This is a genomic window from Phormidesmis sp. 146-33 (genome assembly GCF_052939515.1).
In genome coordinates, this window is the sequence record NZ_JBJPHU010000033.1 from 59,302 (window position 1) to 70,166 (window position 10,865).

The 10,865-nt window shown below is 49.1% G+C and carries 10 protein-coding genes; 4 read left to right on the top strand and 6 right to left on the bottom strand.

Annotated features, from left to right (window positions below):
* Nucleotides 1–42: 42 nt before the first annotated feature.
* The 6 genes from ACJ2PR_RS15360 to ACJ2PR_RS15385 form a co-directional block, all read right to left on the bottom strand.
* Nucleotides 43–1,797: a DUF3352 domain-containing protein gene (locus tag ACJ2PR_RS15360; RefSeq protein ID WP_446877639.1), complete on the bottom strand. Its 1,755-nt coding sequence runs from the start codon at nt 1,795–1,797 to the stop codon at nt 43–45.
* A 329-nt stretch (nt 1,798–2,126) separates the two neighbouring features.
* Nucleotides 2,127–3,542: a hypothetical protein gene (locus tag ACJ2PR_RS15365; RefSeq protein WP_446870241.1), complete on the bottom strand. Its 1,416-nt coding sequence runs from the start codon at nt 3,540–3,542 to the stop codon at nt 2,127–2,129.
* 364 nt (nt 3,543–3,906) lie between these two features.
* Nucleotides 3,907–4,422, bottom strand: coding sequence for a hypothetical protein (locus ACJ2PR_RS15370; RefSeq protein WP_446861845.1), 516 nt, complete (start codon nt 4,420–4,422; stop codon nt 3,907–3,909).
* 717 nt (nt 4,423–5,139) lie between these two features.
* Nucleotides 5,140–5,871 carry a hypothetical protein gene (locus ACJ2PR_RS15375; RefSeq protein WP_446877640.1) on the bottom strand — a complete coding sequence of 244 codons (732 nt, stop codon included), beginning with the start codon at nt 5,869–5,871 and terminating at the stop codon, nt 5,140–5,142.
* 238 nt (nt 5,872–6,109) lie between these two features.
* Nucleotides 6,110–8,743: an ATP-dependent chaperone ClpB gene (clpB, locus tag ACJ2PR_RS15380; protein ID WP_446877641.1), complete on the bottom strand. Its 2,634-nt coding sequence runs from the start codon at nt 8,741–8,743 to the stop codon at nt 6,110–6,112.
* Between the two features lie 325 nt (nt 8,744–9,068).
* Complete coding sequence (locus ACJ2PR_RS15385) at nt 9,069–9,206, bottom strand: hypothetical protein (protein WP_446877642.1); 138 nt, start codon at nt 9,204–9,206, stop codon at nt 9,069–9,071.
* A gap of 87 nt (nt 9,207–9,293) precedes the next feature.
* On the opposite strand from ACJ2PR_RS15385, the gene ACJ2PR_RS15390 reads away from it, so the two are divergent.
* From ACJ2PR_RS15390 to ACJ2PR_RS15405, 4 genes are all read left to right on the top strand, one after another.
* Entirely contained in the window at nt 9,294–9,548 is a 255-nt protein-coding gene (locus tag ACJ2PR_RS15390) for a ribbon-helix-helix domain-containing protein (protein WP_446870238.1), read from the top strand.
* Entirely contained in the window at nt 9,545–9,865 is a 321-nt protein-coding gene (locus ACJ2PR_RS15395) for a type II toxin-antitoxin system RelE/ParE family toxin (protein ID WP_446861850.1), read from the top strand. Before ACJ2PR_RS15390 ends, ACJ2PR_RS15395 begins: the two co-directional genes overlap by 4 nt.
* 118 nt (nt 9,866–9,983) lie before the next feature.
* Complete coding sequence (locus ACJ2PR_RS15400) at nt 9,984–10,277, top strand: BrnT family toxin (RefSeq protein ID WP_446861851.1); 294 nt, start codon at nt 9,984–9,986, stop codon at nt 10,275–10,277.
* Nucleotides 10,264–10,575, top strand: a complete 312-nt coding sequence (locus tag ACJ2PR_RS15405; protein WP_446861852.1) for a hypothetical protein — start codon at nt 10,264–10,266, stop codon at nt 10,573–10,575. The genes ACJ2PR_RS15400 and ACJ2PR_RS15405 overlap by 14 nt, the downstream gene beginning before the upstream one ends.
* Nucleotides 10,576–10,865: the final 290 nt, after the last annotated feature.

The following is a 10,865-nucleotide window of genomic DNA, read 5'->3' on the forward strand; positions in this document are numbered from 1 at the left end:
AGAAGCATATTCAGCGTGGTGTCTCTGGTCTAATGTCGTTCCCTAGCCCTCCAACTTCACAAAAATGCTGCCTCTTTGGATTCCTGATTCGCTGCCATAGCTGCTGACGGTGAGCGATCGTAGATGTTCTAAAAATGGTTGTCCTGCCAGTTCTACCACTTTGAACAAGGGGAAGCGATTTTCTAAAATTGGCTGCGCTTGCTCCCAATCGATAAACAAATAGCCATTGTTAGGTTTTGAGAAGGGGGCGATCGCGTCCCCAAATTTTTTGGTTCGAGTAATGGGATTTTTTGGAGCTTTGAGCAGGTCACTCAGCACTTCGACCGATGGGGCAAAAATCTCGTAGTTACCGACAGCGACATGGACTCCAGTCACTTTAGCTTCGACGGCCTTCTGTCCTGGTTTGGTCAAATCTGATGTAGAAAGCCGAGTCCAAACGTTAACCGTCTGATTGCCCAGTTGCAGTGACCCAACGCTCACACCCTGCTGCTTAACAATATCGTCTAGATGATCGATCGCTCCTGCTGCCTTCTCAGTAGACTTATCTGCCACAAACACCCAATTCAGCCCTCTCTCTTCCTCACGCCTCTCTTCCTCACTCCTCACTCCTCCAGGCACCAATCCCAGCGCATATTCGCCCTTAACCCAGCTAAAAATATCTTCTGGTAAGTTCAATTTCCACTGTTGTTGGAGCGTGTCGATCGGCTGATTGATCCATTTTGCCAGATCAGGATAGCTAGAAACGCCCTGCGACAGGTCGGCCCACAGTTGCGCTAAATCGGTGCCAGAGGCTGAGAGCGGACTGTCTGGAATATATTGGAGTGCGCCCACAGGTTGAGAAAGTGCCGCAGAATGAGCGTCCTGTCCATCAGTTTGCAACGCGGTTTCTGCGATCAAGCCTTGACGATCGACTCCCAGCGCGATCGCTAGACTTTCATATCCGACAATATCCTCGGCGACTGGTTTGCCAGCCCAGCTAGACAACTGAGGAAAATTTAAAAAAGCGATGCCGATTCTGCCTTGTTTGAGATGAGCGATCGCTTTCTGATAGTCTGCCGAACTGCCCAACCCTAGCTCGATCGCCTGAACGTTATTGATCGCATCCCGCAGCACTTTAGGACGATTGGCAAACAAAACAAAGCGGTTTCCGACAACGGCGCTGGCAAAAGAGGGGTGAGGCGTGAGGGGTGAGGCGTGAGGAGAATTTTTTTGACTGTTGGAGGTTTTTGGGAGGGTTTGTTGGGCTGCTTCTGAATCGCGACTGTAAATTAGCTTGGTGCCTTTGTATTGCTCAAAGACTAGCTCTGTGCCAGCGATCGCTCGTTTTTGCCAGAGGATTTGCAGAAATTCGCGCGATCGTTCGGCATCTTTGGTGGTGACGGCGAGTAAGTATCCGGGTTGTTGTCCGTTGTCGGGGTCGCGATCGCTGTCTAATGTCGTCACAGCCAGCGTGATCTCGTTGCCTAGCCAGGGTTTGATGTCTTGCGAGTAGTCCAAGCCAGACGTACCCAGAATGCTTTGCTGAAACTGGTTCCACTCCGATCTCGCCTGCTTGCGGTCTTGCGGTTTTGCGGTTAAGAGCCGAAGGGATTCTAAGCGATCGGGGTTGACCATCAACGAGGCCATCACAGGAGCCTGCTTGGGCACAAAGATCACAGCCGACGGCGTAGCTTCTGGGCCGCCTTTGAGCAACCCTAGCGGACTTTGAGCAAATAGCCAGACAAAGCCGATCGTACCCGTCAACAGCAAGCCAGCGGCGATCGTTCCCAGCAGATAGAAAAATGAACGAAGCTTCATGGGTCAGTCCAGACAAAACGGATCAGTTCGTGGAGTCAGATCGGCAGTGTTTCAAAGTTTGACCAATCTACCCAGCCTCATTATTTCAGCACAAGGTTCCGGGCGATCACGAATTTGTGGACGAAGGAAGTTGATTGACCCGCACAGCAGCTAAAAGACTGTAGCTAAGAGGCTCGTCAGGAAATGGGCGTTGCTGAAAGAGGAATGGTTTAACCAGGCAGAGAGACCGATCGGTTCTTCAAACCGTGAAGCAATAGACGTAGCGAACAAAAGTCCCTCGCTCGTGGGGGATTTAGCGATGGTCATAGGGGACAGCCTACCTGAAATGGCTATCGTTGAATCTTGCGAATCTGGCGAGCCTCTTCCAAAAATCCTTCGATATCTTCTGCCGAAACTCGCTTGACATAGTTGACTTTGATTTCTTCAAGCAAATCTGTCGCCAAAGACTGGAGTTCTTGAAGCGATCGCTGATCTCTCACTTCTGAGACGAGGGTTTCACCAAACTTTTTAACTAACCGATTCAACAAGTCGGCACCTGCTTTATCTTCTAGCGCTGTAACGATCGCGCCATAGGCTCCTTCGGTGACTTCTGTAACCAGGCGATCGTTGATCTGCTTGGGCACCTCTCCCACTAGAGGCACCATTTTTAGGGCTTGATAGGCAGGTGATTGACTGAGAATGGCTTCTACATTGTGACGCAGGAGCGCTTCTAGTTCGGGTTTGACTTTGGGCAACACGTTGTAAACAGTCAGTTTGAGAATGTGGCTGGTGAGTTCTTGAATTTCGTCGCGCTGATTGAGGTCAACATAGGGACGAGACGCGGTTTGAGCTACCCATCGAGCAAATTCCCCGCGCGCGATCGACACCTGAATGCGATCGATCACCTGTACGACCACAACTTCGGCCAGTTCTTCCGAAATGTTGGCGATAAAACCCTGACTTGCCTGTGTGCGAATTCGCTCCCAACTGACCAGACCTGCCTGTTCGAGACGCATTGCCACCGGAATCACCCGCAGCCAGCGCCAAAACGGAATCAGCAAAAACACGTCATACCAGCGCCAGAGCATCGCATCTAGCCAACTCAGACTTCGATACTTGCGGCTGAGATAGAACGATCGCGCCAAAAACTCCAGCCCAAACAGAATGACAAACGGCGCATCAATGATCCAAAACCGCTCGGTGTAGTCGCCATTTTCGCCGATCGTTCGGTAGTAGTTGACCGCCATCAAGGGACGAATCTCGCGATCAAAGAATTGCAGTTCGTTAGCAACGCCTCTTTGAGTCAAAAAATCGACGCTCCAAAACGTCTCAAAGGCTTTGCGAGAAGATTCACCCCGACGTTGGTTAAAAACCTGCTCTCGCATTCGATTTTTGATTTTCTCAAACGTGCCGCTTTTGTTGGCCGCTTGAAAAGGGTTATTTTGAATGATGTCGTTACTGCGATCGCGCAATTCTCTCAGACGTTGTTGACCTTGATCGCTCTGCAATCCTCCTTGTGATAACGCTTGCTCTAATGCATCGACATTTTCAAGATAGGCAACGGTATCTCGGTGAGGCTCAATTCCTTTAATTGGGTCGTACCACTGAGTCACCACCGGAACCCGCCGAAACCAAAAATCGCGCCACGGAACATAGGAGAGATCAAACGCAACTAGAGCTAGATTAGTCGTGGCTATGATCGCCATCAGTCGTTCAAACCACAGATTCTTACGGCGCGATGCCTTGATTGGTACAGAAGGAGCCATAGTGCCGAAGTCCCGCTTTGCAGCTTGTCTGACAGACAATTCTTGAAACGGTATTCAGTGTAAATCAATTCAATCCCCGACGGGAAAAGTATTCGGGATGAATTAGCTGTTTTTCGGGTACTTCGTTAACGTGAATTCGATGAGAGTTTTTTCGCTTCGTTGTTCACCGCTTCTGCCCCCCAACTCTCCAGTTTTGGGGGACTTTAAGAGAGGAATTCTGGTTCAAAGTCCCTCACTCGTGGGGGATTTAGGGGGCGTTCCTGGATCTAAAAGCGAAGCGAAGCGTTCATCGAACTGACGTTTCGTTAGGTCTGACTTTAACAAGTTGGTGAACGGTCGTGTCCCTGATTTTGTGATCAACAAACTAACGGATGGAGCGAGAGGCGACTTGAGGACAGTAGTGCTTAGGGGCTAATGAGGTTGCGATCGAGAGAGAAACCAGTTTGAGTTGAAATTGTTGCTGGCTCTGCTCATATTCTTGTCGATTTGCACCAGCGGGAGAATAGGCTTCCAGAGACTCATACGCCTGCATGTATTGACGTTCCATAAACTGTCCTTCTGAGATACCAGACTGTCGCGCTTCACAGTAGGTAGTTGCAGCCTCAAGAAATAAGGATGGATTGGTTTCTACCATTGCAATCAGCGTAGGATCGGCTTGACCTTTCATCATTTTTCTAATGTCAGCGAGATAAGCAGCGTCTTGTTTGACCGCTTTTGAAGCTTTTTCGGCATTAAACCCACACACCGATCGTGTCAAATCAATAATTTGTTTGGAGTTTGTCTGCATGTAGCAGTCATAATCAGGCTGTTTGGCAGAGGCTTGAAAGGGGAGTAGGGCAACGGCTGCGATCGCGGAAACTCCCAGGAATATTTTGAGCATATAAATTGAGTCAAATGTCTACTCAAACATGGCTCGATTTACATAAAGACTTTAAGAACCGTGTGACGATCGATGTAATGTCTCGGTGAATTCTCCGCCAATCGTGCGATCGATGACTTCCTCTCTTGGCTCTACCAAAAGTGAAGTGTATTTCAGGCATTGCAAAGTAGGGAAACGACTCAAGAATACCAATGCTGTGACATATCCTACTAGCCTGCCTACCACACGCCAAATCAAAGATTGTGGTGTGGGCTTCCTTTCGGCTACTCGGTTCAACGGCTGGGCAACCCCTATCGCCTCCACGAGCGTTATTTAGACTCCACGTGATGACCCACCGCAGAGTATTAATTGTTTGTTTTGATGCGGTAGGCTTTTCAGCTTCCCGACTCGCGTCACTCCGCCCAGTTTGTTGAGTCTCGTACTCTTGGGTTAGGACATTCCCCGACTATGCTGGTTCTAGTGGTTGCAGGCATTCGGGATGGCGGCTTTACCAACCCAGACAGTCTAACCTCTTGCATAGGAGTTTGTAAATTGCCGTGCTGATATCTTCTCTCGTTGGACATTGTTCAGATATCGCACCGCAATTTACGCGCCATTCATCTCACGCCAAATCAGAGATTATGGACGTGAGGCTTCTGTCTTATCGAGCTAAATTAGCGCTACGAAGGCTGTAAAGACCTTGGACTTTAGACTCAAAAATCCAAAGTTCTTTTGTGGTCAGTGCTGTGCTGAGTTGGAGACTGGTAGGTTGATAGCAACGGAGGTGGAGCTAGCCGATCGCACTCGACAGCTAACTTGTCCGTTTTGCATCTCGACTCGCTTGCAGCAAAGGGCAACTTCTGGGGCAAAATCTTGCTGACCAACCGGAGCAAATCGCTCGGCGACAATCTCGATCGCAGTCCACAACTCAGAGCAACTGACTTCTAAACTAATCGTCGAATCAGGTTGAGAATACTTGAGCGCTCGTCCCAAAAGATCCATCAGTATCGCTTCTGTATGTTCAGGATCAGCGAGAACTAACGGTAATTGAGTTGGAATTTTGCAAATCAGACGAGGTGCCACGCCCGATCGCCCGACCAATAAATGTCGAGTTAAAGAATCTAATAATAAGTGCAGGTCGATCGCTTCTAGCTGCACTGTCACTTTTCCGGCTTCTATTTTTTGCAGCAAAGTCGCATCGGACAGCAGATCGCCTAATTGATGAAGCTCACCCGCCATTGACGATAAGGTTTTTTGCCAGTTGGGGTCATTGTGAAAAGACTGGTCGAGTTGTCCCAAATGGGATTGAATCGAGTCGAGCGATCGGGCAACTCGCCGCTCTAGAGCCTTGACTAACTTGTCTTGACCTTGCAGTTGGCTTTTTAGATCCGCAGTCTCCGATGTGAGCGATGTCAGCACCTGTTCAACGTCGGGCGAGGGGCGAATTTTCAAACGAGACGACTGAGACATGATGGATGCCCAAACAAGAATAAGGTGAACGATCTCTTTGAGCTACCCGCAAAGGGCCGCAAATGGACTCTTTAAGAAACTTAACAAATATTTAGATTATTCTCAAGAGCATCCCCCAAAAGGAGAAGATTTTGTCGCAAACGAATCGTTAAAGCTTCTCTCGTCTGAAAAAATGCCCTTTATGAGAAATTTATTTAAACCTTGATCGACGGGCCCCAAGACCGATACTGAATCCGCATCAAGCAGACGATTTTTTAGTGAAGGTCAGGGCATCGTCTGCAAAGTCAATCACGATCGTATCTCCTTCGACAAAGGCGTTTTCTAGCAGCTTGGTGGCGATCGGGTTTTGGATCTGACGCTGAATGGCCCGTTTGAGGGGACGCGCTCCATAGGTCGGGTCGTAGCCCGCATCCGCAATATAGTTTCGGGCAGGTTCCGTGATTTCCAGCGCAATTTTTTGGTCAGACAACATGCCTTGAATGCGCCGCAGTTGGAGAACAACGATCTGACCCAACTCAGTCCGACTCAGCGGATGGAAGAGAATCGTATCGTCAATGCGGTTGAGAAACTCTGGACGAAAGTGCTTTTGCAGCGCATTCATCACCCGCGTTTGCATTTCCTCATATTTGGAATCGTCGCCAGAAATATCCAGAATGTGTTCGCTGCCAATGTTGCTGGTCATGACGACGACGGTATTGCTAAAGTCGATCGTTCTCCCTTGAGAGTCGGTGATTCGTCCGTCATCCAACACTTGCAGCAAAATGTTGAATACGTCAGGGTGAGCTTTTTCGACCTCATCCAACAGCACCACCGAGTAGGGTTTGCGACGAATCGCTTCGGCAAGCTGGCCGCCTTCTTCGTAGCCAATATAGCCTGGAGGCGCCCCAATCACGCGCATGACCGAGCTTTTGTCCATATATTCCGACATGTCGAGGCGCACCATTGCATCGTCAGCGTCAAAGAGAAACTGCGCCAGAGCTTTCGCCAGTTCAGTTTTGCCTACGCCAGTCGGCCCCATAAACAAAAAGGAACCGATCGGACGACCCGGATCTTTCATGCCCGAGCGCGCTCGACGAATGGCGGCTGAAACCGCTTCTACCGCGTCTTGTTGTCCAATGACTCGCTGGTGCAGGTGGCTTTCTAGGGTCAGTAGTTTTTGGCGCTCTGACTCCATGAGGCGATTGACGGGAATGCCTGTCCATTTGGCGACGATTTCGGCGATGTCAGATTCGGTGACTTGTTCGCGCAAGAGTGCCCCGCCTCCAGACTGCATCGCGGCCAGGTGAGCTTCTTTTTCTTCGAGTTCGCTCAATAGTTTGGGCAAGCGTCCGTATTGCAACTCGGCTGCTTTTTCGAGGTTGGTTTCTCGCTGCGCTTTGTCGATTTGACGACCCAGGTCTTCTTCCTCGGCTTTCAGCGCGTTGACCGCATCCAGCAAATCTTTTTCTTTTTGCCAGTTGGAGTTGAGAGTACTCTGCTTATCGGATAACTCTTTGATTTCCTGGTTGACTCGCTCTAAGCGATCGCGGGCCGAGGCGCTAAAGTTGGCGGCAATGTTGGTGCGCTTGCTTTCAGTTTCGAGGGAAATTTTCTCCATTTCTAGCTGTTGAAGGCGACGCTCGATCGCTTCTAATGGCGCAGGTTTGGAGGTGATTTCCATCTTGAGTTTGGCGGCCGCTTCGTCTACCAGATCGATCGCTTTGTCGGGGAGGAAACGATCGGCAATGTAGCGATAAGACAGCGTAGCGGCGGCGACCAGAGCCGAATCAGTAATCGTCACTTTATGGTGAACTTCGTAGCGGCCCTTGAGTCCGCGCAGAATCGAGATCGTGTTTTCGACGGTGGGTTCTTCGACTAACACCTGCTGAAATCGACGCTCTAAGGCGGCATCTTTTTCGATGTGTTTGCGATATTCGTCCAGTGTGGTGGCTCCGATACAGCGCAGTTCACCCCGTGCCAGCATGGGTTTGAGCAGGTTGCCTGCGTCCATGTTGCCCTGAGTGGCTCCGGCTCCGACAACGGTATGCAGTTCGTCAATAAATAAGACGATTTGCCCGTCAGAGTTGATCACTTCTTTGAGCACCGATCGCAGCCGATCTTCAAATTCGCCGCGATATTTTGCGCCTGCAATCAGCGATCCCATATCCAGCGAGATGAGAATGCGATTTTTGAGCGATTCGGGCACGTCTCCGTGAATGATGCGTTGGGCTAATCCTTCGGCGATCGCTGTCTTCCCTACGCCCGGTTCGCCAATCAGTACGGGATTATTTTTGGTGCGCCGAGACAAGACTTGAATCACCCGGCGAATTTCTTCATCGCGACCAATCACAGGATCGATCTTGCCTGCTTTAGCTTTCTCGGTCAGGTCTTGCCCAAATTTCTCCAGGGCCGCATAGCGAGATTCGGGACTTTGATCGGTGACTTTCTGACTGCCTCTAACGTCCTTGATCGCCGCTTCGAGTCTGGCTGTGTCCAGGTTAAAGCCTCGAAATAGCCGCACTCCCAATCGGGGATCGTTGGCAAATCCGATCAGGAAATGTTCGACTGAGATGAATTCGTCTTGCCAGGTATTGCGGGCAGCTTCGGAGCGATCGAGCATCGTATCGAGATAGCGCCCCAAAAAAAGCTGTTCACTACTGCCGACTCTGGGCTGACGTTTGGTGAAGTCTTCGATCTGCTGACCAAACCGCTGCACTTCTATGCCTGCTTTGGTCAAAATTTTGTTAGCCAGACCGTCTTTTTGTTCGAGCAAGCTGGTGATTAGATGTTCGACTTCTAGATTTTGGTGTTGATAACGACGAACTACATCCTGTGCCTGGACGATCGCCTCCCATGCTTTGTCAGTAAATTTGCTCGGATCAGTAGGTTGCATGTTCTCGTAGTAAATCTTTGTAAAGCTGCCTCTAGACACTTCATTGTAGCTTTTAGCTGTTGGCTGTTTGCTGTTAGCGGTGAGCAATTCGCGATCGTGTTGGCCGTCCGCTCAAGCGGTTTAAAGAACGAACAGGCAAGAAGTTTGTCTCGCTCCTTGCCCCACTCAACTTTGAATTTGCTTTAACGTGAATTCGATAAGAGGGACTCGCTTCGTTAGAATCGCCTTCAGCCCCCTAAATCCCCCAAAATTGGGGGACTTTGACCAAAGAAATTCCAGAGTTCGAAGAAATTGTGCTGATTCAAGGTTCCTCAGAATGGGGGATTTAGGGAGCGAAGCGCTCAATAACGAAGCGAAAAAACTCCATCGAATTCACGTTGTTAATTTCGAGGCGATCGTCGTTAGAACAAGGAGCGACCAAAGGCTGACTGGTTTCTTTTGCCAGTGCGAGCAGTCGAATCATTTTTTGATTGATCACTTCTGAGCCGAGTCGAGCCGTGTTTTTAGCTATTCTAAAAGCAGAAAATCCACGGTTTGAGGTTGTTAGTGAATGATGAACATCTCTCTTCCAGACCAGGTTCAAACTTTTGTAGAGGAGCAAGCAATCGCCGCAGGCTTCAACTCCACCAATGAGTACGTCTATCATCTAATTTTGCGGGAGCAAAAGCGTATCACCCAGCAAGAGCAAATTGAATCCTTATTGCTTGAGGGTCTAGAGAGCGGGGAGCCAGTGGAGACGACGGATGATTGGTGGGAACAAAAGCGTACTCAATTAGTTGAACGTTTTCAACAGTCGGATGCATGACCAAGCGAAATATCATCAGACCGAAGGCAAGCCAGGATTTAGACGATCACTTTGCCTACATTGCTGAGAATAACTTTGAAGCAGCCTTGAAATTCTTTGACTCGGCAAGATCTACGATCGCCCAACTTGCCAGAATGCCAGGAATAGGCAGTCTTTACTCCGTCGAAGATCCTCGCTTACAAGGATTACGGAAATGGGCAGTGAAGGATTTCAGGAAATACCTGGTTTTTTACTTTGAACGGGATGATGCGATCGAAGTTGTGAGAATTCTGTACGCCACACAAGACATCAGCAGCATTTTGGAAGGAGAGGGGTAAGCCGCGATCGCCTCGTGGAGTGGATTCTGGAACAGCGATCGCCGTTTGATTCGCTGTATTGTTATGGGAGAGCGAGTGGAAGCAACGGCTGGTTGGTGGGAACAGAGAGAATTGAGGCATGAACATTACGTATCGCCTGGAGGGGTTTGAGTTTGAGTGGAATGAAACCAAAGCCCAACGCAATTTTGAGAAGCATGGAGTAACCTTTGAGGAGGCGGCAGAGGTTTTCCTCGATCCCTTTCACGTCGTTGGTGATGCATCAGCAAAGTCTGAGGAACGAGAATTTGCTTTAGGATATTCTCTGGCTGAACGGCTCCTGCTTGTGATTCATCTTGAGCGGGGGAAAAGAATTAGAATGATCTCAGCCCGTGTTGCCACTCGTATTGAGCGGAGGTTATATGAGCAGTCTTGATGAAAACCTAGTATCAGAAGAAGATTTGGTGTTGCGGGTGCATCCGCGCGATTCTGAAGCAGTTTCTATCCAAATCCCGAAAGATACGCTGGCATCGCTTAGAAAGGTAGCAGCACAGCGAGATATGTCATTAGAAGCCTTAATCAAGCTCTATGTTGGCAAATGTTTGCGTCAGGATCTGAGTCAATTGTTTACCAATCAAGTGCTAGCTTCGACTGCAAAGGTTTTGGCAAGGCATAACTATTCAGAAGACGAGGTTACTCAAATCTTGCAGGAAATTTCACTAGAGGCAAAGTAAATACACCTCAAAATCGCCTCGGTGCTGCCTTGAATTTTTGGGCTATGAGGCAAATAGCTACATTCCTCAATCCGTAGTACTTACTTAGCCAAAAGCTCCCTTGGTGCAATGGTTCGGACAGTTTTTAGTTGAGGGGATGGACAAGAAAGCTATCGATCCCTTAGGGTGCTGATCAGAAAAAAGACGCACCAAATCGATAGCTGTATGCAAATTGTACAAAGCTTACTGGAAACAATAGACCTTTCCGAGAATTTACAAGCGAGACTACTCCTGGGTTTGAGGTCATTTCA

Excerpts from the sequence above, each read along its gene's own strand:
- ACJ2PR_RS15360 (WP_446877639.1), bottom strand. The coding sequence starts at position 1,797 with ATGAAGCTTCGTTCATTTTTCTATCTGCTGGGAACGATCGCCGCTGGC.
- ACJ2PR_RS15365 (WP_446870241.1), bottom strand. The coding sequence starts at position 3,542 with ATGGCTCCTTCTGTACCAATCAAGGCATCGCGCCGTAAGAATCTGTGG.
- ACJ2PR_RS15370 (WP_446861845.1), bottom strand. The coding sequence starts at position 4,422 with ATGCTCAAAATATTCCTGGGAGTTTCCGCGATCGCAGCCGTTGCCCTA.
- ACJ2PR_RS15375 (WP_446877640.1), bottom strand. The coding sequence starts at position 5,871 with ATGTCTCAGTCGTCTCGTTTGAAAATTCGCCCCTCGCCCGACGTTGAA.
- clpB (WP_446877641.1), bottom strand. The coding sequence starts at position 8,743 with ATGCAACCTACTGATCCGAGCAAATTTACTGACAAAGCATGGGAGGCG.
- ACJ2PR_RS15385 (WP_446877642.1), bottom strand. The coding sequence starts at position 9,206 with ATGATTCGACTGCTCGCACTGGCAAAAGAAACCAGTCAGCCTTTGGTC.
- ACJ2PR_RS15390 (WP_446870238.1), top strand. The coding sequence starts at position 9,294 with ATGATGAACATCTCTCTTCCAGACCAGGTTCAAACTTTTGTAGAGGAG.
- ACJ2PR_RS15395 (WP_446861850.1), top strand. The coding sequence starts at position 9,545 with ATGACCAAGCGAAATATCATCAGACCGAAGGCAAGCCAGGATTTAGAC.
- ACJ2PR_RS15400 (WP_446861851.1), top strand. The coding sequence starts at position 9,984 with ATGAACATTACGTATCGCCTGGAGGGGTTTGAGTTTGAGTGGAATGAA.
- ACJ2PR_RS15405 (WP_446861852.1), top strand. The coding sequence starts at position 10,264 with ATGAGCAGTCTTGATGAAAACCTAGTATCAGAAGAAGATTTGGTGTTG.